Below are 22,877 nucleotides of genomic sequence, written 5' to 3'. Positions count from 1 at the left end.
TAGCGATAGACTCTCCCATCGTCTGAATTGCTTCATAAGGAAGCAAACAGTCGGAGGGGCAAGATGAGGCGTATCGCGTTCGCAGTAACGGCATGCCTGTGCATGCAATTCCACACCGTTTCGGCCCATGCCGGGACTGTTCTTGCAGTGGTCGATCTTCGATCGCAAACAATGACCGTTTCGGAGGATGGAGCTCTGAAGTATCGCTGGCGAGTGTCGACGGCGCGCAGGGGGTATGTGACGCCGACCGGCTCCTACACGGCCAAATGGCTGTCCAGGGATCACCGCTCGAAAAAATATGACGATGCGCCGATGCCTTACGCCGTGTTCTTCAACGGCGGCTATGCCATTCACGGCACCTATGAGGTGCGGCGGCTCGGCCGGCCGGCGTCGCATGGCTGCGTGCGGCTCGATACCCGCAATGCCGCCACTTTCTTTGCGATGACATCGGATGCCGGGCTCCACAACACCCGCATCGTGATCAGCGAGTGATCTTTCGCCAACAAGCGCTTTGTCATGCGGTTCGGCCGCAATGCTGCCGCATCTCGCGTCCATGTCGCGCGTGATTTCACAGGTATGACGCGGCAGTCATTTTGCTGTTTGCGCAACACTGTCTTGCCAAATTGCCGGGGTTTCTGGTGGAAACCATTGGCTTTTGGAATGGATTTCCCTATGAGGGGGATGAATTATTATTTCAAGAGGTATGGGCAGTGACTGCTACATTTGACAAAGTTGCCGACATCATCGCTGAAACCAGCGAAATCGACCGTGACACCATCACCCCGGATAGCCACACGATCGACGACCTCGGCATCGACAGCCTGGACTTCCTGGATATCGTTTTCGCGATCGACAAGGAATTCGGCATCAAGATCCCGCTCGAGCAATGGACGCAGGAAGTCAACGAAGGCAAGGTCTCGACCGAAGAATACTTCGTCCTGAAGAATCTCTGTGCCAAGATCGATGAGTTGCGCGCTGCCAAGGGCTGAGCGACATCCTTGCATTTTTTGACGCCCAGCCGCCTTTGAATATGGCGGCCGGGCGGTTTCATTCTTAAATAGCGTATCCCGCCCGGCGCGTCCTGCATTGCCGGGTTGGATCGGAGGCGTTGATGCTGCTGGAATATTTCCAGATGATCGACAGGGTCGAGTCCGTCGATCTGTCCAAGGGCCAGTTGAAGGCTCATTCCGTCGTTCCGGCGAAAAGCCCTGTTTTCGAAGGCCATTTCCCGGGCATGCCCCTGGTGCCTGGCGTTCTTCTTATCGAGACGATGGCGCAGGCCTCGGGCATGCTGGTGCTTGCTGCGACGAATTTTGCCTACATGCCGTTCCTGATGTCGGTCGATGGCGCGAAGATGCGAACCTTCGTCGAGCCGGAAGCTGAACTCGATATCGAAGCAGATTTGGAACACGAGGGTTCGGGCTTCGCCGTCACCAAGGCGCGTATTACCATTGCCGGAAAGAAGGTTTGCGATGCGCAGTTGAAGCTGCGCACCATGCCGTTTAATGAGGTGCCGCTCGGCGATATCGTGCGCAAGCGGGCAGGCGAGGTCGGGCTTCTCGACGCCATCGCCGCCAACGGTTGATGCTGCCGACTTGTTCGGCGCCGCATTCGAAGAGGATTGATGAATGAGCAAGGCTCAGAATGATGTGGTGATCACAGGTATCGGCATCGTTACCTGCCAGGGCGTTGGCAAGGACGCGCATGTCGCCTTGCTGACCGCGGACAAGGCGCCGGCGACCATCGTCGAAACCGAGAAGTTCAAGCCCTATCCCGTGCATCCACTGCCCGAAATAGACTGGTCGCAACAGATCCCGAAGCGTGGTGATCAGCGCCAGATGGAAAACTGGCAGCGCATCGGCGTGTTCACCGCCGGTTTGGCGCTCGACGATGCCGGCTTCAAGGATGATCTGGAAGCCTGCGGCACCATGGACATGATCGTGGCGGCCGGCGGCGGCGAGCGCGACATCAATGTCGATACGCTGATTGTCAATGAGGGCCTGAAGCGCAACGACCGCGAGCTGCTGCTGAACGAGAAGCTGACGACCGAATTGCGGCCGACGCTGTTCCTGGCGCAGCTTTCGAACCTGCTCGCCGGCAACATCTCGATCGTGCATAAGGTCACGGGCTCGTCGCGCACTTTCATGGGCGAAGAGGCCTCCGGCATTTCGGCAGTGGAGACCGCGTTCCACCGCATCAAGTCCGGTGAATCGAGCCATGCTCTCGTAGGCGGCGCATTTTCCGCCGAGCGGCTCGACATGATCCTGCTGATCGAATCGATCAACGCGCATGCCACTGGTGACTGGCATCCCATCTGGTCGCGCAAGCCAGAAGACGGCGGCGGCATGATCATGGGTTCGCTCAGCGCCTTCCTCGTTCTTGAATCGCGTGCGCATGCCGAAGGTCGCGGCGCCCGTATCTATGCGACCATCGATGCCGTCGAGGGCGATCGCGGCCGGCGCGACGAGGGCAAGTTCGAGACGCGACTGGAGCGCATGCTCGCGCCAGCCAAGCAGACGTCCGGCGATGCGACCGTCGTCTTTTCCGGCACGACAGCGATCCCCGATCTTGCCCAGCGAGAAAAGGCAGTGCTCGATGCCCAGCTTCCGGGCTCGGCCATTCGCGCCTATTCCGGTGTTTCTGGCCATGGGCTGGAAAGCCAATTTCCGCTCGGGCTCGCCTTCGCGGCATTGGCCGTCGCCAACCAGGCCAAGGTGCCGCCGTTTGATGCTGCGCATGAAAAGCCGATGACGGCGGGTGCCCGCAAGGCTGTGGTCACGACCGTCGGCCATGTGCGCGGCGAAGGCATTGCCGTATTGTCAGCTGAAGCGTGAGGAGCAGGATATGACCGCTTACAAGGATCATCTCGGACGCCCGATCGTTGCCGTTACCGGCATGGGGATCATCACGTCGCTGGGGCAGGGCCTGCAGGACAATTGGAATGCATTGTCGTCTGGCACTTCCGGCATTCACGGCATTACCCGCTTCCCGACGGACGGCCTTTCGACGCGCATTGCCGGCACCGTGGATTTCATCGATATTCCGGCTCCGAACGCTGTCGAGCGCTCCTATGCTTTCGCCCGCGAAACAACCATTGAAGCTCTGGCTCAAGCCGGGATTTCTGGCGATTTCGACGCGCCGCTGTTCCTGGCTGCGCCGCCGATCGAACCCGAATGGAGCGCCCGTTTCGAACTGGCCGACCGCTCTCCTCCGGCAGATCATGAGGGCGATGCATATGAACGCTTTCTCGCCGCCATGCGCCAGCGTCCCGATCCGGCCTTCCATGAAGCGGCTCTCTTCGGCGCCATTTCCGAGCGCCTTGCCGACCGCTTCGGTACGCGCGGCTTGCCGGTAACGCTGTCGACGGCCTGTGCATCGGGCGTGACGGCAATACAGCTCGGTATTGAGGCGATCCGTCAGGGACGCACCACGCGAGCACTGACTGTTGCTACCGACGGTTCGCTTAGCGCCGAGGCGCTGATCCGCTTCTCGCTGTTGTCAGCGCTGTCGACTCAGAACGATCCGCCGACCAAGGCTTCCAAGCCCTTCAGCAAGGATCGTGACGGCTTCGTCATCGCAGAAGGCGCTGCGACACTGGTGCTGGAATCGCTGGAGGCAGCGGTCGCGCGCGGCGCCAAGATCCTCGGCATCATGAAGGGTGCGGGCGACAAGGCCGATTCCTTCCATCGCACTCGGTCGTCACCGGATGGCGGCCCGGCGATCGCGACGATCCGCGCGGCACTGGCCGATGCCGGCATGGCCGAGACCGATATCGGCTATATCAATGCGCACGGCACCTCGACGCCGGAAAACGACAAGATGGAATATGGCGCGATGTCGGCCGTCTTCGGCGAGCGGCTTCCGACCATTCCGGTTTCCTCGAACAAGTCGATGATCGGCCATACGCTGACGGCTGCGGGTGCGGTCGAAGCGGTGTTCTCGCTGCAGACGATGCTGACCGGCACGCTGCCGCCGACCATCAACTACAACAATCCCGATCCGTCGATCATCCTCGACGTGGTGCCGAACAAGAAGCGTGAAAAGCAGGTAAGTGCCGTTCTTTCGAACTCTTTCGGGTTCGGCGGCCAGAATGCCAGCCTTGTCATGGCGCTTGAACCGGCTTAATCGGACTTCTGAAAAACAGGATACAACTGCGCCCGAGAGGCGAGGGACTTTGCCATGCGTGCTTTGCAACTGATCGACGACCGCAAACTTGAGATCACCGATCTGCCGGAGCCGGATGCGCCGGGCGCGGGTGAGGTGACCTTGCGCGTCAAGGCCGTCGCTCTCAATCACATCGATGTGTGGGGCTGGCGCGGCATGGCCTTTGCCAAGCGCAAGATGCCGCTGGTCATCGGTGCTGAGGCTGCCGGCGTGGTCGAAGCGATCGGCCCGGGTGTTGCCAATGTCCTGCCGGGTCAGCTCGTATCGATCTACGGCGCGCGCACCTGCGGTCTTTGCCGCCATTGCCGCGAAGGACGTGACAATCTGTGCGAACATGTCGGTGGCGTCCACGGTTTCCATCTCGATGGTTTCGCGCAGGAGAAGGTCAATCTTCCGGCTCGCCTGCTCGTTCCGGCGCCTCCCGGCGTCGATGCGGTGGGTGCCGCGCTTGCTCCGGTGACTTTCGGTACCGTCGAGCACATGCTGTTCGACAATGCCAAGCTTGAACCGGGCGAAACGATCCTCGTTCACGCGGGCGGCTCGGGTATCGGTACCGCCGCGATCCAGCTTGCCAAGAAGATCGGCTGCACCGTGATCACGACGGTCGGTTCCGACGACAAGATCGAGAAGGCGAAGGCGCTCGGCGCCGATCACGTCATCAATTATCGCACCGACCGCTTCGAGGGCGTTGTGCGCAAGCTGACGAAGAAAAAGGGTGTCGACGTGGTTTTCGAGCATGTCGGCAAGGACACCTGGGCCGGCTCCATGCTCTGCATGAAGCGCGGCGGCCGTCTCGTCACCTGCGGTTCGACTTCGGGCGTTTCGACCGAAATGAACCTGATGATGCTGTTCCAGCAGCAGTTGAAGCTGCTTGGCTCCTTCGGCTGCCGCATGGAGAACATGGCCGATGCGATGCAGAAGATGGCGCGCGGACTGGTTCATCCCGTGATCGATACCGAAGTCGGCTTCAATGACATCGACCGGGCGCTGGAGCGGATGGAATCGCGCCAGATCTTCGGCAAGATCATCCTGAAGATGGACTGAGCAGCGTGAAGCTCTTCATCACCCGGATCGTCCTTGCGCTCAGAAATTTCCGGCAGTGGCTGGTGGCGCAGGTCATTTTCGGCTTCCTGAATTTCCTGAAGCTGTTTCCGGCGGATGCAGGCATCAACTTCGCCGATTGGCTAACCCGCAAGATCGGTCCGCGCATGCGCCGGCATCAATTGATGCTGACCAATCTGCGCAATGCCTTTCCCGAAAAGAGCGAGGCGGAGATCGAGGAAATTGCGCGTGCAAGCTGGGGCAATATGGGGCGCCTGGCAGCAGAATATGTGTTTCTCGACCGGCTTTTCGATTTCGATCCCTTCAGCGACAAGCCTGGCCGCATCGAAGTTTCCGGTATTCCGATCTTTCTCGATCTGAGGGACAATCCGCGCCCGTTCATCGTTTTTACCGGACATACCGGCAATTTCGAACTACTGCCGGTCGCGGGGGCGGCCTTTGGCCTGACCGTGACCGTACTCTTCCGACCGCCGAACAATCCCTATGTCGCTCAGAAGGTTTTCGACTTCCGGGCTAAACGTATGGGCAACCTCGTTCCCTCCCACGCCGGCTCCTCGTTCAGCCTTGCGCGGGAGCTGGAAGCGGGTCGCGGCGTCGGCGTGCTGGTCGACCAGAAATTTCGCAAGGGTTTGAAGACGTCGTTCTTCGGCAGGGACGTAAAGACGAATCCGCTGCTGCCGAAGCTGGTGCGCCAGTTCAATTGCGAGGTCTATCCGGCCCGCTGCATCCGCCTGCCCGGCAATCGCTACCGGCTGGAGATCGAGCCGAAGCTCGAGATGCCGCGCAACGAAGCCGGCGGTCTCGATCTGACCGCAACGGCGCAGATGCTGAACGACAAGGTTGAGAGCTGGGTGCGGGAAAACCCTGAGCAATGGCTGTGGTATCATGATCGCTGGAATATCAAGAAGAGCGTTTTCTAGGCATCCATTCCGGCCCGTTAGCGACAGTTTTGCATTGTATATTCGCATCCGGTCTTCATGCAGTCATTACGCCAGGTAAGCCTTGCATTTCAGAAAGTTCTCCTTTCCCGAGAACTTCCGCTCATCCGGATTGAAAGTAGGGATAAGTCATGTTAATTCACAATGCAGAAAGTTTGGTGAGAATGCGGACACCAAGCTGAATATCCTTGGGCATGGTAACGCCGGGAAACGAGGCCCCTGCGTCCTGCTGTGTGCGGGGACAGGAGGGCAATTTTGCTGGCACTCTTTCATGCCTTCTCCACGAAATGTAACCAGATTCAGCGTGCGATAAAACTTGGCGATGACGAGCTTGTAGCGTCACTCGATCGCGAATTGGAGCCACTTATCGCGGCTATCCTGGCCTATAAGGCTACGAGCCTGCTTGAAATTTACATGCAGCTCCAGTTTATGAACAATCTCATCCGAGAAGAATCGGACGATCGCTCGCGCGTCATGCGCAACTCCGCATCGCTGTCGGTATTGATCGATCGCTACTTCGGCGGTGCAAGCGAAGCAGCAGGCGAAGTTCTTCGGGCATTTTCAAGCGAGAAGATCGATCGGGACGATGCGTTCGGCTTCGAAGAAAGCAGCGTTCTCAATGATGTCATTCTGGACAGCCTGCCGGATCGCGTTGCCGTCGTGACGCGGGACTATCGCTACCTCTACAGCAACGCCGCCAATTCGGAGTTTCTGAAGTCGAAGCCGATGGAACTCGTGGGACGTCATATCTCGGAATTTGTCGGTGCGGAAGATTTCGAAAACAGCCTCAAGGCGAAGCTTGATGCCTGCTTTACCGGGGAGAAGGTGGAGTGCCTTTATCCCTCCTATCGCCAGATCGAACCTGGCAAGGTATTCCACTGCACGATGACGCCGTTGCGGGCAAAGGCGGAAGTGATCGGCGCATTGCTCGTCATGCACGAGATCATCGCCGTTCCCGCAGGCATGCTGGTGGCCTGAACTCGCGTTCAGGCCCCAAACAGCAGTTTTCCAATCATGTCCGGTATCAGGCGAAGATTGTGTTCGCTTGATTTAGTGCTGTCTCGATCCGCTTTGACCGTATCGGACCGCGATCGATCGCTCGTCTCTTCGTTATCGCCGCTGCATTCGAAGCAGTAGCAGCGGAACCGGATCACTTTCGGCTGTTTCATGCCGGTAACCTGTTCCAGCTTGCAAAGGGATCGGGCAGATTGCGCCAACGCTCGGGCGTGAAGCGGTCCGCCTTGACGAGGCAGGCATCCAGTTCGGCGGTAATCTGTTTTTCGCTCATCGGGTCGGCGCCGATGAACACCAGCTCCTGGCGGCGGTCGCCCCAGATCGGATCGAGATAGGGTGCCAGCGCCCGCTGGAAGCCGGGATCGCGCGGCCATTGATCCTGCGGCACGGCAGCCCACCAGAGGCCCATTTTGCCCGTGCGGACGAGCGCACCCGCCTGGCTCATTTCGCCGACATAATAGGGCCGCGTCGCCAACCAGAAGAAGCCCTTGGCTCTGACAACGCCCGGCCACGAGCGATTGAGGAAGGCTTGGAATTTCGCGGGGTCGAATGGTTTCTTCGCGCGGTAGACGAAGGAGCGAATGCCATATTCTTCCGTTTCGGGAACATGATCCTTGAAACCGTGCAATTCCTTGTACCAGAGCGGATGCGTTTCGGCGCGATCGATATCGAAGCGTCCGGTGCCGAGAACCTCCACCGGTTCGACTGCACCGAAATCCGCTTCGATGAGACGCGCATCGGGGTTGAGGCCGACGATGATCTTGCGGGCGGCGTCGCGTTGTTCAACCGTTGCCGAACCGACCTTGTTGAGAATGACGACATCGGCAAATTCGATCTGCTCGACCAGCAGGTCGACAATGGTCCGGTTATCGCCTTCACCTGTGGTTTCACCGCGATCGGCGAGGAAATCCGTCGATCCATAGTCGGCAAGAAGATTGGCCGCATCGACGACCGTCACCATCGTATCTAGCCGGGCAACGTCGGAAAGACTGCGTCCGTCTTCGTCACGGAATTCAAAGGTGGTTGCAACGGGCAGGGGCTCGGCAATGCCTGTGGATTCGATTAGGAGGTAATCGAAGCGATCCTGCTCCGCGAGCTGACGGACTTCCTTCAGCAGGTCGTCGCGCAGCGTGCAACAGATGCAGCCATTGGTCATCTCGACGAGCTGTTCCTCTGTGCGGGAGAGATTAGCGCCGCCATCGCGCACCAGAGCCGCATCGATATTCACCTCGCTCATGTCGTTGACGATGACAGCGACCCGCAGGCCCTCGCGATTGTTGAGGATATGATTGAGCAGCGTCGTCTTGCCGGCGCCGAGAAAACCGGAGAGGACGGTAACCGGGAGCTTCTTGTTCATGACAACCTCTTTTGTAATGTAATATCATTACATTTACTGTGGTGAAAAAAGCGAGCCATGCGCTCGCTTCCTTCGGCGATGTTCAGCCTTGTGCTGAAAGGCAGGTTTTCAGGGAGCTTGCGATGCCGCGCATCAGGTCGAAATAGAGATCCGGTCCTTGCGGCAGCGTTGCGGCTTCCGGGTCCAGAACACCAGATTTTGCCGCCGTGCCTTCCAGGACCACATTGACCAGCTTCGGTTCGAATTGCGGCTCGGCGAAGACGCAGGTCGCGCCGAGATCGGCGACCTTGCTACGGATCTCGGCGACGCGCTGCGCGCCCGGGATGGTTTCCGGGCTGACCGTGATCGAGCCTGAGACACGCACGCCATAGCGATGCTCAAAATACTGGTAGGCATCATGAAAGACGATGAAAGGCTTGTCCTTCACGGGGGCGAGCGTCGAAGCGATTTCCGCATCAAGCGCATCGAGCTTGTCGTCCAAGGTCTTCTGATTTGCCTCGTAGGTGAGGGCGTTGGCGGGATCGGCCGCGACCAGCGACGTCGTGATTTCGGCGACCATCGCCTTGGCATTGTGCGGATCGAGCCAAAGGTGAGTGTCGAACTCGCCATGATCGTGGTCGTGATCATGTGCATGATCATCGCTGGCTTCGTGTTCGTCGCCATCGTCATGCGGTTCGAAGGCGCCGCCTTCGCGGAACTTCAGTTTGGCGATGCCGGGTGCGTCGTCAAGCTCGACGACGGTGGCATTGGTACCAAGTGCGGCAAGCGGCTTCTGCAGAAAAGCTTCCATGCCCGGCCCAACCCAGAAGACTACTTTCGCCTCCTGAAGGCTGCGCGCATTCGACGGCTTGAGCGCATAGGTATGCGGCGAAGCAGCACCATCGACGATCAGATCCGGGGTGCCGACGCCCTGCATGACAGCTGCGACCAGCGAGTGGATCGGCTTGATGGAGACGACGACTTTCGGCGCATCGGCTGCAGTTGCGGTTGTGCTGACGAGCAGGCCGGAAAGGAGAAGGGAGGCGGCGAGGGGAAGAAGAGTTTTTGCTGCGTTCATGCCAGAAATGCCCTTGAATGGGTCTGTTATGTTATTACATCAATTGCGTTATGCTATAACGTGTGCGATAGCATGGCGCAATAGTGCAATTGGAAATTTCATGCTTTCTTCCATCGACAGCAAGAGCCGGCCGCTGGTGTCGCTTCATGATGTCGGCGTCCGCCGCGACGGACGCTGGCTGGTGCGTGGCGTGGATTTCTCCGTCAGTCGCGGCGAGATCGTCACCCTGATCGGCCCGAACGGTTCCGGTAAATCGACCAGCGCCAAGACGGCGATCGGCGTGCTGAAGCCGGACGAAGGACGTGTCGACCGCATAGCCAATCTGAAGGTCGGCTACGTGCCGCAGAAGCTTGCGATCGACTGGACCTTGCCGCTTAGCGTGCAGCGATTGATGACGCTGACCGGGCCTTTGCCGGAGCGCGAGCTGGTTGCTGCTCTTGAAGCCGTCGGCATCGCGCATCTCGCGAAAGCCGAGGTGCAGCATCTTTCCGGCGGCGAATTCCAGCGGGCGCTGCTGGCGCGCGCCATCGCCCGCAAGCCCGATCTGCTTGTGCTGGACGAGCCCGTGCAGGGGGTCGATTTCAGCGGTGAGATCGCGCTTTACGATCTCATCAAGTCGATCCGCAATTCGCAGGGCTGCGGTATCCTGCTGATCTCGCATGATCTGCATGTCGTGATGGCGGCGACGGATACTGTGGTCTGCCTGAATGGCCACGTCTGCTGCCGCGGCACGCCACAGACCGTCAGCCAGAGCCCGGAATATGTGAAGCTGTTCGGTACGCGGGCGGCACAATCCCTGGCGATCTACAGCCACCATCACGATCATACGCATCTGCCTGACGGTCGCGTGCAGCATGCGGACGGTTCGATTACGGACCATTGCCATGCCGATGATGGCCATCATCATGGCCACGATCACGATGATCATCATCACGGCCATGACCATGCCGAGGGGGAGCGCCATGTTTGACGATTTCTTCCTGCGCGCCGTCGTCGCCGGCGTCGGGCTGGCGCTGACGACCGGGCCGCTCGGCTGCTTCATCATCTGGCGACGTATGGCCTATTTCGGCGACACGATCTCGCATTCGGCATTGCTCGGCGTGGCCCTCTCGCTACTTTTTCAGCTCAATCTGACGCTCTCCGTCTTCGCGGTTGCAGCTCTCGTATCGATCCTGCTTCTGTTCCTGCAGCGGCGGCAGGCGCTGTCGGCGGATGCGCTGCTCGGCATTCTCTCGCATGCGACACTGGCCATCGGCCTTGTCATCGTCGCCTTCATGAGCTGGGTGCGGATCGATCTCATCGCCTTCCTCTTCGGCGACATTTTGGCCGTCAGCCAGTCCGATATCGCGGTGATCTGGGGCGGCGGCATCCTCGTTCTGGCGGCGATTGCCTGGCTCTGGCGGCCGCTGCTGGCCTCGACTGTCAATCCCGAGCTTGCCGAGGCAGAAGGATTGCGGCCGGAGCGCGCGCGGCTTCTCTTCATGCTGCTGATGGCCGTGGTGATCGCGATCGCTATGAAAATCGTCGGTATCCTGCTTATCACCGCGTTGCTGATCATTCCCGCGGCCACCGCACGCCGCTTTGCCTCAACGCCGGAAACAATGGCGATCTTTGCTTCGCTGCTTGGCGCCATCGCCGTTGTCGGCGGGCTTTTCGGATCGCTGCGCTATGATACGCCGTCCGGCCCGTCGATCGTGGTTGCGGCGCTCGTTCTATTTATCATCAGTCTGCTGCCCCTCGTTCGCAGGAGCGGCACGCCAGCGGCGCAACAGAGAGGACAGTCATCATGACCACTCCGATGCTCACCAAGAACCAGTCTCTCGTTTTCGATATTCTGACCAAGGCGGAAGCGCCGCTCAGCGCCTATACCATCCTGGACAAGCTGCGCGATCAAGGTTTTCGGGCGCCGCTGCAGGTCTATCGGGCGCTCGACAAGCTGCTGGAATATGGCGTCGTGCATCGGCTCGAGAGCATCAACTCCTTCGTCGCTTGCGCGCATCCGCACGAAGATTGCCATAGCCATGGCCTCGTTGCCTTTGCCATCTGCGAAAGCTGCGGCCAGGTGATCGAGTTTCACGATCACGAAGTGGATCATCGGCTGATGGACTGGCTGAAATCGCAGAAGTTCAAGGCGGAGAAGTCGACCATCGAAATTCGCGGTCATTGCGCCAATTGCGCGGCTTGAGCTACGGGCGGCAACGTATTCAGCGTTCCATCAATTACTTATAAGAAAATTCTAATCCAATCTTTTAAGGTCACGCGCGAAGCGCTGCCAGTTGGCGACATAATGCTGAGCTGAGCGGCGCAGGCCTTCTATCGTAGCTTCGTCCAGGGTGCGGATGGCTCTTGCCGGTGCGCCGACGATCAGCGAGTCATCCGGAAATTCCTTGCCTTCCGTGACGAGCGCATTGGCGCCGACGAGGCAATTATTGCCGATCTTCGCGCCGTTCAGCACGGTGGCGCCCATGCCGATCAGCGAATTGTTGCCGATGGTGCAGCCATGGATGATGGCGTGATGACCAATGGTGCAGCCTTCGCCGATCGAAACCGGAAAGGCCGGATCGGTGTGGATCATCGTGCCTTCCTGAATATTCGTCGCCTTGCCTATGGCGATCAGCTCATTGTCGCCGCGCAGGACCGAGCCGAACCAGATGCCGACATCCTCGCCGATCTCGACCTTGCCGATCACGCTTGCGTCTGGCGCGATCCAGTATCGGTCGGGGCCTGGCGTTTTCGGTGTGAGGCCGGCAAGGGCGTAGAGCGGCATGGTCGATCCTCCTCGATCAGACGACGTTCAGTACCAGGTTTGCGACGCCATCGACGGCGCAGCTGATCCGGTCGCCGCGGACAACGGGACCGACGCCGGCGGGCGTACCTGTCATGATGATATCGCCCGGGGCCAGCGTGAATAGCTTAGAGAGTTCGGCGATGATTTCCGGCACCTTCCAGATCATCTGAGAGAGATCGCCTCTCTGGGCGGACTCGCCATTGCGCATCAGCCAGATGCCGCCCTTGTCGGGATGGCCGACGCGGGTGGCTGGAACCAATGCGGAAACCGGAGCCGAGTGATCGAAGGCCTTGCCGATTTCCCAGGGGCGGCCGAGCTTCTTGGCTTCACCCTGCAGGTCACGGCGGGTGAAATCGATGCCGACGCCGTAACCATAGACGCAATCCAGTGCCTGTTCGACCGGGATGTCCGCGCCACCGCCGCGCAGCGCCACGACTAGCTCCACTTCGTGATGCACGTCCGCTGACAGCGAAGGATAGGGGAAATCGCTCGAGACAAGCAGATTGTCCGGGTTCTTCTGAAAGAAGAAAGGCGGTTCGCGGGTGGGGTCATGACCCATCTCTATGGCGTGGTCGGCATAGTTGCGGCCGACGCAATAGACGCGACGCACAGGAAAAAACTCGGTCTCACCTTCGATCGGCAGAAGGACAGGGGCAGGTAGTGGAATGACTGTCGTTAGTGGGGCGTTCATATGCGCTTTCGAAACTCTCATCTTTTTCAGAGGGCTGCTGCCGTCCGACTCCTTCGGGCAAGCTAGCATTATTGTTACAGCCGCGAAAACTGGCGTTTTTGAGGGATTTGGTGTAGAGCGCGGATCAGAAAGGTTTCCCATGTATAGCGACGCACTGAAAACTGGCCGCAAGATCTTTGCGGTTGCCCCCATGATCGACTGGACGGATCGCCATTGCAGATACCTGCATCGGCAGATCAGCCGGCATGCGCTTCTCTATACCGAGATGGTGGTGGCGGATGCGATCATTCACGGGCCGCGCGACCGGCTGCTGGGGCATGATGCTGCCGAACATCCCGTCGCGCTGCAGCTTGGCGGCTCCGATCCGGCCAAGCTTGCCGAGGCGCTGCGGATTGCCGAAGCGTATCATTATGACGAGATCAATCTCAATGTCGGCTGCCCCTCGGATCGCGTGCAGTCCGGCACCTTCGGCGCCTGCCTGATGCTGACGCCGGAGACGGTCGCATCCTGCATTGCGGCGATGAAGGCGATCTCGAAGGCACCCGTCACGGTGAAATGCCGCATCGGCGTCGATGAGCAGGAACCCGAAGAGGCGCTGCCCGAACTGATGACGCGCGTGCTCGATGCCGGCGCCGATGCGATCTGGATTCATGCCCGCAAGGCCTGGCTGAAAGGTCTATCACCGAAGGAAAACCGCGAAATACCGCCGCTGGACTACGATATCGTCTACCGCATGAAGCAGCGCTGGCCCGAGGTCTTCATCGGCATCAATGGCGGCATCCAGACGCTGGATCAGGCTGAGGCGCATTTGGCCCACGTCGATGGCGTGATGCTCGGCCGCGCCGCCTATCAGAATGCCGCCATTCTCGCCGACGTTGACCATCGCTTCTTTGGCGAACCGGCCGCCGAGGCTGACTGGAACGGGCTGCGCGACCGGATGATGGATTATGCGGAGCGCCACATCGAAAATGGCGGCCGCCTGCAGCATGTCGCGCGCCACATGGTCGGCCTCTTCACCGGCTTGCCGGGCTCGCGCCGTTACCGCCAGATCCTTTCGACCGACGCCAACAAACCGGGGGCGGGGCCGGAAGTGATTGCCGCCGCCTTCGCGGCGGTGGACTTTGCGGGTGAACGTGAGCGGGTGAGCGCTTGAGGGGATACTGATCCCCACTACCTTCTTCCTTCGAGCGCAGCTTTCGCTACCACCTCACACCCGTCATCCTCGGGCTTGACCCGAGGATCCACGCCCAAGCACATTGGTGCGTTTAAATCGACAAGAGTGCTGGTTTCGCTTTGGCAGCGTATCCCTTTTCGCCAGAGGAGGCGATGGGGCCTGTGCCTGGATCCTCGGGTCAAGCCCGAGGATGACGGAATGTTAGGATGTTCCGGGGCAGACAACGGACTTGCGGTGAGGGGCATAGCCAAGCTTGCTTCAGGACGAGGGTGCTCTCCTCACAAAAAACGGCGCGGTTTTCACCGCGCCGTTCGAAACCTTGTTCAGGCAGTCACCAGAGGCTTAAGCAGCCTGGATGTTGACAGCCTTCGGGCCCTTGCCCATGCGATCCGGCTCGGTGTCGAAGGTGACCTGCTGGCCTTCGCGCAGCGACTGGATGCCGGAAGCCTGAAGAGCGGAGATGTGGACGAAAACGTCCTTTGCGCCGCCGTCAGGAGTGATGAAACCAAAACCCTTGTCCTGGTTGAAGAATTTTACGGTGCCCTTGGTGGCCATGGGGGATAGTCCTTTACCCATCAGTCTTAGTTTATCCGGATAGACCGGACGGCTTTGCTTCCGCAACATGCGAAAGCCAGTCGAGAAGTCACGTACGGGGAAAGAACGTCTGCGCGGGTCAAAAGACCCAACCACTGCCTGTCGCAAGCGGATCACCAAATCAGTCCAGTCACCGGCATGCAAATGCCCGAGCATGCATATGGGTGACAGGGTTTGTGGAAAAAGGCAAGGGGCAATATCAGGGCAGGGTGGGAAACGGGTAGGATTGGGTGGGAATTTCAAGGGGTTGGAGCTAGGCAAGCTTACGAAAAGCATTTCCTTTGATTGTAAAGTTATGCCCACTTTTCAACTTTGCGGATACGATATAATATTCGTGTAGCTGGAGTCGCGGCAGCCAGAGAGACGTAATTGTGACGCTAGTTACCGCATTAATGCACAAATCGAGAAGAGTTATCTTAATTGCGCAAGTGTGATGATATATTTGGATCGTTCGCCTGCGGAATCTTGTCTGGTTCTATATTATCACTTTTTATTTTTGCTGAACACATCAGACCTAATGAAAATATAGAAAGTCCATCTATGCAATACGCTGATGTAGTGACGATAGTATTAACGTGTGTAACTGTTGTTATCACATGTGTCAGTATTGTTCTTGCTATATTGGGTATTTTTGGCTTCCAACAATTGAAGCAAAATGCGGCGGAAGCCGCTATTAGGCATGTGGAAAAGGAGCTTGCAACCGGAGGAAACTTAAGATCGCTTCTGGAAAGAAGAGTTGATGCAATGGTCGCAAACTATGCCAAACAAGAAATTAAGCCGGACGATTGGGGTGATGAAAACGATGAATACGGTGAGGCAATTTCATGACCAGTGCGGAATGGCAAAGTTTGGCACCTGAGATATGTGCTCTGTTAGAAAAACATCAGCAGTCCATACCAGTTAAGCTGGGTGAATTGGCACATGACTTAGGACTTACCGTAAAAGCTGCAACGCTGGACGTTGGAATTTCAGGTGAGATAGCTCCCGATCCCGATGTCGCTGGTGCTTTCAAAATTCGTATAAACAGGCATGAGGTGAAGACGAGGCAAAGATTTACGCTAGCTCATGAGATCGCTCATTTTTTGCTCCACAGGGATCGCATAGGTAATGGAATAATGGACAACATTCTCTATCGCTCGACGCTTTCGGATAAGTATGAGGCAGAGGCAAATAGGCTTGCTGCTGATATTTTAATGCCGGAGGCGGTCATCTCAGAATGGCGAAGGGAAAAAAAAGGTCTGGCAAAGCGAGAATGGGTTCATCCTTTAGCGGAGCTCTTCGGCGTTTCCGAAGATGCGATGTCGATTAGGCTCGGGCTTAAATAGATGCTGATAAGTCCTGGGGAACTAACGTATGTTCCTATTTTAACGGTGCGCCCCGCCGAGATGGTAGCTTTACGTGAGCTTCCTGACTTGGCCAAAGATCGTATCCTTCCACACATTATTCTGCGGCCGTGGCTTAATTCAAATGAGCTTAAAAAATCTATTGACAAGATCCGGCACGCGTACAGCAAGCGGCCTTGGATAATCGAGCTAGATGATGACATTGACCATGCGAGCGAAAGTCCCGCTTGGCAAGAGATGCGATCGCTTCAGGACCCAAGTAAAGGATTCGCGAACTGGATAAGGTTTGTTTCGCGAATAGATGACGTTGCTATTCCCGCCTTACAGGTAAGCGGAGACAGCACAGCAGTCGAAAAACAGATAGTAGCGGTGAAAGAGCTCGGTCGAGGTGCCGTGGTTCGGTTTCCGGTGCATGCATTTCACGCAATACCTATGTTTGTCGACTTTCTTTATCAATCAAATTACGATGAAGTGCTGTTTATCCTTGATTTCGGCCAAACGGACAGTAGAATACTAACGCAATACATAACGGCCAAAGCTCAATGCGATGCTATAACTGCTCGTTTTCCAGAAGCATCAATTGTAATTTCAGCAACAACCTTTCCATTTGAATTTGCTGAGGTGAACAAGCAAGCTATTTTTGAGCGTGAATTTTTTTCTGAGATGGTCAGGCAGAATCCTTCGGCAAAGCTAATTTATAGTGATCGCGGAAGCGCTCGCGCCGAGAGGCTTGGTGGCGGCGGAACTCCGATGCCGAGGATTGATCTCCCTAGTTCGACTGCTTGGAGTTTCTTCCGCGAAGAGGTGGGGCAAATTGTTTTTGGTAAGCGTAAAGTAACGGCCGAACAAAGGGAAGCTGGTTATCAATCAGCGGCGGAGCGAGCAATTGCTGATGCAGTTTGGGACCCAAAACTCAATATTTGGGGTACACAACTAATTAAGTTAACTCAGATCGGCGCAAGCTATGCAATAAATGCACCTGTCAGAGCAACGGCAGCTAGGATAAATATTCATTTATTTCGCCAAGCTTTTTTTGGTTATGATGGCGATATCAATAAACTGACAGAGGATGATTGGTCTGACGACTTGTGACATCTTTCGCAAAAAGATTCCATTTATTTTCTCTTAGTTCCGACAGCCTTCTTTTTTCTGCTCTATCTACAAAATGCGGGTTCAAAAGAAGTAATTCATTGCGTTCTATTTTTTTTCTCTCGAAAATTTTTCTCGTAAGATCATAGTTGCCATGATATCTACGGTCTATAATTTCATTTAGTATATTTCTTGCATTTTCTTTGATGTTGTCTGTATTCAAGCTTGAAGGAATCATGTTGTTTTTAATAAAATTATTGGATATGCGTATGGTTTTTCCTTTTATTATAGTTGTAATTCTGTTTTCTTTGTAACGAAGCAACGTTGCTTGATTGGCTTCGCAAATTTCTATTGCATTGTTGATGTGTATCTCGTCTGCAACAATAATCACATGATCGAAGTACTTTTTGTATATTTCTATTTGTTTGCCTATTCGACGAAGTGAATCGCGAGCACTTTTAATTTCGAAGGCATACAACAGGTTGTTGCTACGTAGCGCTATATCTGCACGAGCCCCGCATTTTCCATTGCTAAACTCATGTATAAGGATTGTATCGGCTAAAAGGCGATGCCTTCTCGTAATGTAATTTATGGTTGAGGTTTTGAGCTCAGATTCAACCGATGCCATCTCATTTATCTCTGTAGAATCGATGTTATGCTGGGGGATTATCCTTGCAGTCTCTTATCAGCAAATAAAAATCCGCTTACATTCCCGATAAGCGCGCTTCCCCCTTCTGGTCATGTGTGTGCGGATTCTTATCTACAATATTCTTAGAGAACGCGATATCGGCTTTACCCCGAAATAGGTCGTTCAGTAACTTAGGCGGTCAACTTTCCGCATCGCTAACGGTGCTCTTGCCGAGGATAACATTTTATCCGAAGCTTACTTGTCCGCCAGCGTAAACACCGTGCAAAGTTCGGCAATCCCGCGTAATTCATAGTCTCCCAAGGCCAGCAGCGGCATCGTCGTCTCGGCTGCGACTGATCCCGAAACGAGGATATTGTGTCCGAGCGGCTTGCAGAGGCCCTCCAGCCGGCTGACGAGGTTGACGGCGGGGCCGATCGCGGTGAAGTCCAGCCGGTCGGCGGCGCCGATGTTGCCCCAGAGCATGTCGCCGAAATGCAGCGCGACACCAAACGGAAGTGGCGGCAGGCCCTGGCTCGCCCGCGTCGCGTCGAGATGGGCCATGCCGGCGCGTATGGCGGTGGCGGCGCGCAAGGCGGCTTCGCAGGCTTCTTTCGGGGTCCCGCTCACGGGGAAGATCGCCAGTACGCCATCGCCCATGAATTTCAGCACTTCGCCGCCGAAGGCATGCACGGCGCCGGCGACGCGGTCGAACCAGGCATCGAGTGCCGCGATCATGACGGTCGGTTCCGTCGCTTCGGAAAGGGCGGTGAAATCCCGCAGATCGGCGCAGAGCAGGGCGGCGCGGATGGTCTCGCCGCTATTGCGGCTGAGTGCACCGGCCTGGACGCGCGCCGCACTTCGGCGGCCGAGATAGGCTTCGAGCAGCGTCGATAAAGTGGCGCGAGCGGCCAATCCCGCCAAGGGGGCAGCGGCAAAGCGGGCGATCTCGCGCAGGGTTTCCGCTTCGAAGGCGGTGAAGGACCGGGTGCCGGCCCAGGCAAGGACGGAATTGCCGGGCGCAATCCCGATCGTTTCCTCGCATATCGGGCCGAGATCGCCCAGCCAATCGCGGCCTGCCTGTCCGAGCGTCGTGCCAGCGAAGCCGAGAGCTTCAGTCACCGCGCCGGTTTCGGCGCGCCAGAGCCATGTATGCTGCGTGATGATCGGATGTGGTGCGGCAAGCGTCAGGGCGCTGCCGGCAAGCGGGAGACCGGCAGCCAACAGGTGTCCGCCCAGATCGGCCAGGAAGCGTTCGGGGCTGGGCGAGGTGCCGGCTTCGTCGACCAGCCAGGCAAGGGAGGCGGGCAAATCCATGCGGCGATCATGCCATGGCGCTTGCCGGCTGTCATCCGTGCCGGTGCGGCCATGCCGACCGCGTTGAAAAGCAAAACGACACAGGCAATCGCTGTCGCCGGCCGGTGATATTGCTGCCATCGAGCATCTAGCCCGATGACGCCGCGTCCAAAGTCGCGTCAGCTCCTGCCATCATGACCGCGCATGACATCGGGGCCGGGATCGCGCCCTGCGGCTACCGTGGCCATGCGGTCAAGATAATGCGCCCAACCCTTTGCGTGCGCTTCGCATTGTTCAACGGTTGGCAGGCCGGTATGGGTGAGACGCACCAGCGTTCCATCCGGCTGCTCTATCAGGTCGATCTCCACGAGGGTCGATTCGGGAGGCACTTCCTCGCTGCCTTCCCAGCCGAAGCTATAGGCGAGGCGATGCACCGGCACGACCTCGCGGAAGGAGCCGCGCGCGACGCGGGCGCCGGTGACGTTGACGAGATAGATGCCGCCGGGCTGCGGCTCCGTCCGCGCTTCCGTGCCCATCCAGCGCAGGATCTTTTCGGGATCGGTCAGCAATGCGAATATGGCTGCAGGCGGCGCCGAGACATGGGTCTCGCGACGGACGATCAAAGGCTCGGACATCAGTCTTTCTCCCCAGGTTTGCTATCGCTTCCCACCGGCCCGATATGCGCTCAAGCGCCTTCCGTCTCCCCCGTGGGCCTCTTCAGATGATGGCATGTAGCGGCTGCGGCCTCGTCAGCAAGGCATTGCCATGTTCGCAGGCCTCTCAGCCTTCGTAAATCGGCAGCGTCGGGCGCAGATATCCGATAATCTAGGTCGCTTTATCGCCCCGGTCGCCCCGTCTTGCCTTTTGTCCGTCCTTTGCGCTGCTTCTCGTCCACCGGGTCCTCATAGGAGCCGACGCCCGGCTTTGCCCGGGTGATCGGCTTGTCCGGTACCTTGCCCGTGACGGGCTTTTCGGTGCGGCCGACGGTCATTTCGTCCAGCGTATTCTTGCGGAAGAGCGGCGTGCCGGCATCGCTGCCCGGACCCATTTCGTCGAGGTTAGGCTTGGCGAAATAGGATCGGGAATCCGGCGCCGGCGGCGCACGCTTGCCCGTTGCGGAACCGCGGCTTTCGAGGCTCTTCGCCTCCTCGCGTGCGAGCGGATCGTCCATGGCGGCCAGCTCGACGGCCTTGAGGCGCTTGATCTCGTCGCGCAGCCGTGCCGCCTTTTCGAAGTCCAGGTCGGCGGCGGCATCGCGCATGGATTTTTCCAGCGCGTTGAGATGGGCCTGCAGATTGTTGCCGACAAGATGACCGCCATCGGCAAAGCCCTTGCCGGAGGCGCCGCCGATATCGGCGCGGACATGGTCCTTCTCGTAGACGCTGTCGAGGATGTCGGAAATCTTCGCCTTGACCGATTCCGGCGTGATGCCGTGTTCCTTGTTGTAGGCCATCTGCTTTTCGCGCCGGCGATTGGTTTCGTCCATGGCGCGCTGCATCGAGCCGGTAATGGTATCGGCATAGAGGATGACTTTGCCGTCGACGTTACGCGCGGCGCGGCCGATCGTCTGGATCAGCGACGTTTCCGAGCGCAGGAAGCCTTCCTTGTCGGCATCGAGGATGGCGACGAAGCCGCATTCGGGAATGTCGAGACCCTCGCGCAGCAGGTTGATGCCGACTAGCACGTCGAAGGCGCCGAGGCGAAGATCGCGGATGATCTCGATGCGCTCCAGCGTGTCGATGTCGGAGTGCATGTAGCGCACACGCACGCCCTGTTCGTGCAGATATTCCGTCAGATCCTCGGCCATGCGCTTGGTCAGCACGGTGCAGAGCGTGCGGTAGCCCTTGGCGGCGGTTTCGCGGATTTCGCCAAGCACGTCGTCAACCTGCGTGCGGGCCGAACGGACCTCCACCGGAGGATCGATGAGGCCGGTCGGGCGGATGACCTGTTCGGCGAAGACACCGCCGGATTGCTCCATCTCCCAGCCGCCGGGTGTTGCCGACACCGCGATCGTGTCCGGGCGCATGGCGTCCCATTCCTCGAAGCGCAGCGGACGGTTATCCATGCAGGAGGGCAGGCGAAAGCCGTATTCGGCCAGTGTCGCCTTGCGGCGGAAGTCGCCTCGGTACATGCCGCCGATCTGCGGCACGGTGACATGGCTCTCGTCGATGAAGATGATGGCGTTGTCGGGAATGTATTCGAACAACGTCGGCGGCGGCTCGCCGGGATTGCGACCGGTCAGATAGCGCGAATAGTTTTCGATGCCCTGGCAGGAGCCGGTGGCCTCCAGCATCTCGACGTCATAGCGGGTACGCTGCTCCAGGCGCTGCGCTTCCAGCAGGCGGCCTGCCTTTTCCAGCTCGGCAAGGCGCAGTTTCAGCTCTTCCTTGATCGCCTTGATGGCGCCGTTCAGCGTCGGGCGCGGTGTTACATAGTGCGAATTGGCGTAGATCTTCACCGATTTCAGGTCACCGGTCTTCTGGCCGGTGAGGGGGTCAAATTCGGTGATGGCGTCGATCTCGTCGCCGAACATGGAAATGCGCCAGGCGGCATCCTCCAGGTGGGCCGGAAAGATTTCGATCGTGTCGCCGCGTACACGGAAGGAGCCGCGCGTGAAGTCGATGTCGCGGCGCTTGTATTGCTGCGCCACGAGGTCGGCCAGCAGTTGCCGCTGATCAAGCCGGTCGCCGACATTCATCTGGAAGGTCATGGCCGTATAGGTCTCGACCGAGCCGATACCATAGATGCACGAGACCGAGGCGACGATGATACAGTCGTCACGTTCCAGCAGCGAACGCGTCGCCGAGTGGCGCATGCGGTCGATCTGCTCGTTGATCGAGCTCTCCTTCTCGATATAGGTGTCCGAGCGCGGCACATAGGCTTCCGGCTGGTAGTAATCGTAGTAGGAGACGAAATACTCGACCGCGTTATCCGGGAAGAAGTTCTTGAATTCGGAATAAAGCTGGGCCGCCAGCGTCTTGTTCGGCGCGAGGATGACGGCCGGGCGCTGCGTCGCCTCGATCACTTTGGCCATGGTGAAGGTCTTGCCGGAACCGGTGACGCCGAGCAGCACCTGGTTGCGGTCACCGTTTTGCAGCCCTTCGACGAGATCGCGGATCGCCGTCGGCTGGTCGCCAGCCGGCTGGTATTCCGAGGCCATGCGGATCTCGATGCCGCCTTCGGATTTTTCCGGGCGGGCAGGGCGGTGCGGAGTCCAGATCTTGCCGTTCTTATGCAGCGGATTACCGCTCTCGATCAGCTTCGACAGGGCTTCCACCGTCGCCGTTACGCCGCTCGTCGAAATCTTGTCGGCATCTTCGAGCGCGATATCGAGGCCGGAGACTGGATTGAGGCCTGCGGCGGCGCGCGTTTTGGGGTCGGTCGACCCACCCATGGAGACGCCACGCGCGGTCTTGCCGGCGGTGATCTCCACCTTCTTGCGGTGCTTGCCGGCTTTCGAGGCAATCTCGCGCTGGGTTTCGACGCTCGATGCTTCCGCATCGGCTTCGAGCTGCTTCACCCAGTCGGCAACGCTGCCGCTGAGCGGCGCGCCTTCAAACGGTGCCTGCGGCGCCTCTTCGAAACCGTTCGGGGCGGAGGATTTTTTCGATGATTTGGCCATGGGGCGAATATGGCGACAGATCGTGCAGATGTGAAGGGGTAAAGAGTACAAAAGGGAAACAAA

At 58.1% G+C, this 22,877-nt stretch carries 24 protein-coding genes; 15 read left to right on the top strand and 9 right to left on the bottom strand.

Translation table 11 applies throughout. The annotated features are described in order from the left end of the window. Positions 1 to 63 precede the first annotated feature (63 nt). From JJQ51_RS23885 to JJQ51_RS23850, 8 genes are all read left to right on the top strand, one after another. Entirely contained in the window at positions 64 to 492 is a 429-nt protein-coding gene (locus JJQ51_RS23885) for a L,D-transpeptidase (protein WP_069613140.1), read from the top strand. A 218-nt stretch (positions 493 to 710) separates the two neighbouring features. Beyond that, positions 711 to 989 carry an acyl carrier protein gene (locus tag JJQ51_RS23880; RefSeq protein ID WP_069613139.1) on the top strand — a complete coding sequence of 93 codons (279 nt, stop codon included), beginning with the start codon at positions 711 to 713 and terminating at the stop codon, positions 987 to 989. Between the two features lie 122 nt (positions 990 to 1,111). After that, a complete protein-coding gene (locus tag JJQ51_RS23875) occupies positions 1,112 to 1,585 on the top strand; it encodes a 3-hydroxyacyl-ACP dehydratase FabZ family protein (protein ID WP_095435134.1) in 474 nt (157 codons plus the stop codon). A gap of 43 nt (positions 1,586 to 1,628) precedes the next feature. After that, positions 1,629 to 2,834 carry a beta-ketoacyl-ACP synthase gene (locus JJQ51_RS23870; RefSeq protein WP_113354562.1) on the top strand — a complete coding sequence of 402 codons (1,206 nt, stop codon included), beginning with the start codon at positions 1,629 to 1,631 and terminating at the stop codon, positions 2,832 to 2,834. Between the two features lie 10 nt (positions 2,835 to 2,844). Next, the gene (locus JJQ51_RS23865) at positions 2,845 to 4,125 is read left to right on the top strand and encodes a beta-ketoacyl-ACP synthase (protein ID WP_113333042.1); all 1,281 of its coding nucleotides are present in this window, start codon (positions 2,845 to 2,847) and stop codon (positions 4,123 to 4,125) included. A gap of 54 nt (positions 4,126 to 4,179) precedes the next feature. Beyond that, entirely contained in the window at positions 4,180 to 5,208 is a 1,029-nt protein-coding gene (locus tag JJQ51_RS23860) for a zinc-binding dehydrogenase (protein WP_113354563.1), read from the top strand. Positions 5,209 to 5,213: 5 nt separating this feature from the next. Then, complete coding sequence (locus JJQ51_RS23855) at positions 5,214 to 6,146, top strand: lipid A biosynthesis lauroyl acyltransferase (protein ID WP_113354564.1); 933 nt, start codon at positions 5,214 to 5,216, stop codon at positions 6,144 to 6,146. 273 nt (positions 6,147 to 6,419) lie between these two features. Further along, positions 6,420 to 7,142: a PAS domain-containing protein gene (locus tag JJQ51_RS23850; protein WP_113333045.1), complete on the top strand. Its 723-nt coding sequence runs from the start codon at positions 6,420 to 6,422 to the stop codon at positions 7,140 to 7,142. A gap of 187 nt (positions 7,143 to 7,329) precedes the next feature. On the opposite strand, the gene zigA is transcribed toward JJQ51_RS23850, so the two are convergent. Together zigA and znuA are read right to left on the bottom strand one after the other, a co-directional pair. Then, a complete protein-coding gene (gene zigA, locus JJQ51_RS23845) occupies positions 7,330 to 8,535 on the bottom strand; it encodes a zinc metallochaperone GTPase ZigA (protein WP_113354566.1) in 1,206 nt (401 codons plus the stop codon). 82 nt (positions 8,536 to 8,617) lie between these two features. Next, positions 8,618 to 9,592 carry a zinc ABC transporter substrate-binding protein ZnuA gene (znuA, locus tag JJQ51_RS23840; protein ID WP_145632756.1) on the bottom strand — a complete coding sequence of 325 codons (975 nt, stop codon included), beginning with the start codon at positions 9,590 to 9,592 and terminating at the stop codon, positions 8,618 to 8,620. A 100-nt stretch (positions 9,593 to 9,692) separates the two neighbouring features. On the opposite strand from znuA, the gene JJQ51_RS23835 reads away from it, so the two are divergent. From JJQ51_RS23835 to JJQ51_RS23825, 3 genes are read left to right on the top strand one after another with little or no spacing between them, the layout of a single operon-like run. Further along, positions 9,693 to 10,562 carry an ATP-binding cassette domain-containing protein gene (locus JJQ51_RS23835; protein ID WP_113354567.1) on the top strand — a complete coding sequence of 290 codons (870 nt, stop codon included), beginning with the start codon at positions 9,693 to 9,695 and terminating at the stop codon, positions 10,560 to 10,562. Continuing rightward, positions 10,555 to 11,382 (top strand): zinc ABC transporter permease subunit ZnuB, encoded by an 828-nt coding sequence (znuB, locus tag JJQ51_RS23830; RefSeq protein ID WP_112721157.1) that lies wholly within the window; start codon positions 10,555 to 10,557, stop codon positions 11,380 to 11,382. The genes JJQ51_RS23835 and znuB overlap by 8 nt, the downstream gene beginning before the upstream one ends. After that, positions 11,379 to 11,777, top strand: a complete 399-nt coding sequence (locus tag JJQ51_RS23825) for a Fur family transcriptional regulator (RefSeq protein ID WP_112334637.1) — start codon at positions 11,379 to 11,381, stop codon at positions 11,775 to 11,777. The genes znuB and JJQ51_RS23825 overlap by 4 nt, the downstream gene beginning before the upstream one ends. A 51-nt stretch (positions 11,778 to 11,828) precedes the next feature. Here JJQ51_RS23825 and JJQ51_RS23820 read toward each other — a convergent pair whose 3' ends face one another. Beyond that, complete coding sequence (locus tag JJQ51_RS23820; RefSeq protein ID WP_113354568.1) at positions 11,829 to 12,359, bottom strand: gamma carbonic anhydrase family protein; 531 nt, start codon at positions 12,357 to 12,359, stop codon at positions 11,829 to 11,831. 16 nt (positions 12,360 to 12,375) lie between these two features. Continuing rightward, positions 12,376 to 13,071 (bottom strand): fumarylacetoacetate hydrolase family protein, encoded by a 696-nt coding sequence (locus tag JJQ51_RS23815; RefSeq protein WP_113354569.1) that lies wholly within the window; start codon positions 13,069 to 13,071, stop codon positions 12,376 to 12,378. Between the two features lie 139 nt (positions 13,072 to 13,210). Here JJQ51_RS23815 and dusA point away from each other — a divergent pair, with 139 nt between their 5' ends. Beyond that, the gene (dusA, locus tag JJQ51_RS23810; RefSeq protein ID WP_113354570.1) at positions 13,211 to 14,224 is read left to right on the top strand and encodes a tRNA dihydrouridine(20/20a) synthase DusA; all 1,014 of its coding nucleotides are present in this window, start codon (positions 13,211 to 13,213) and stop codon (positions 14,222 to 14,224) included. A 363-nt stretch (positions 14,225 to 14,587) separates the two neighbouring features. Here dusA and JJQ51_RS23805 read toward each other — a convergent pair whose 3' ends face one another. Next, a complete protein-coding gene (locus JJQ51_RS23805) occupies positions 14,588 to 14,800 on the bottom strand; it encodes a cold-shock protein (protein ID WP_069613123.1) in 213 nt (70 codons plus the stop codon). Positions 14,801 to 15,304: 504 nt separating this feature from the next. Between JJQ51_RS23805 and JJQ51_RS23800 the strand changes: the two genes are divergently transcribed. From JJQ51_RS23800 to JJQ51_RS23790, 3 genes are read left to right on the top strand one after another with little or no spacing between them, the layout of a single operon-like run. Further along, positions 15,305 to 15,667 carry a hypothetical protein gene (locus JJQ51_RS23800; protein WP_162748866.1) on the top strand — a complete coding sequence of 121 codons (363 nt, stop codon included), beginning with the start codon at positions 15,305 to 15,307 and terminating at the stop codon, positions 15,665 to 15,667. Continuing rightward, positions 15,664 to 16,164: an ImmA/IrrE family metallo-endopeptidase gene (locus JJQ51_RS23795; RefSeq protein ID WP_113354572.1), complete on the top strand. Its 501-nt coding sequence runs from the start codon at positions 15,664 to 15,666 to the stop codon at positions 16,162 to 16,164. The genes JJQ51_RS23800 and JJQ51_RS23795 overlap by 4 nt, the downstream gene beginning before the upstream one ends. Next, a complete protein-coding gene (locus JJQ51_RS23790; protein ID WP_113354573.1) occupies positions 16,165 to 17,274 on the top strand; it encodes a beta family protein in 1,110 nt (369 codons plus the stop codon). On the opposite strand, the gene JJQ51_RS23785 is transcribed toward JJQ51_RS23790, so the two are convergent. The 4 genes from JJQ51_RS23785 to uvrB all read right to left on the bottom strand — a co-directional run bounded on the left by JJQ51_RS23785 (position 17,234) and on the right by uvrB (position 22,814). Further along, positions 17,234 to 17,899: a sce7726 family protein gene (locus JJQ51_RS23785; protein ID WP_145630947.1), complete on the bottom strand. Its 666-nt coding sequence runs from the start codon at positions 17,897 to 17,899 to the stop codon at positions 17,234 to 17,236. The two genes, JJQ51_RS23790 and JJQ51_RS23785, sit on opposite strands and share 41 nt — an antisense overlap. 255 nt (positions 17,900 to 18,154) lie before the next feature. Next, positions 18,155 to 19,213, bottom strand: a complete 1,059-nt coding sequence (locus tag JJQ51_RS23780; RefSeq protein ID WP_269245395.1) for an adenylate/guanylate cyclase domain-containing protein — start codon at positions 19,211 to 19,213, stop codon at positions 18,155 to 18,157. Positions 19,214 to 19,371: 158 nt separating this feature from the next. After that, entirely contained in the window at positions 19,372 to 19,827 is a 456-nt protein-coding gene (locus tag JJQ51_RS23775; protein WP_113354575.1) for an SRPBCC family protein, read from the bottom strand. Positions 19,828 to 20,027: 200 nt separating this feature from the next. Further along, positions 20,028 to 22,814 (bottom strand): excinuclease ABC subunit UvrB, encoded by a 2,787-nt coding sequence (gene uvrB, locus JJQ51_RS23770; protein ID WP_145317088.1) that lies wholly within the window; start codon positions 22,812 to 22,814, stop codon positions 20,028 to 20,030. Between the last annotated feature and the right edge of the window lie 63 nt (positions 22,815 to 22,877).

Source organism: Rhizobium sp. AG207R, from assembly GCF_027109195.1.
Taxonomy (GTDB): domain Bacteria; phylum Pseudomonadota; class Alphaproteobacteria; order Rhizobiales; family Rhizobiaceae; genus Rhizobium; species Rhizobium dioscoreae.
Note: the sequence above shows the minus strand (reverse complement) of the source record. Positions and strands in the feature narration are given on the sequence as shown.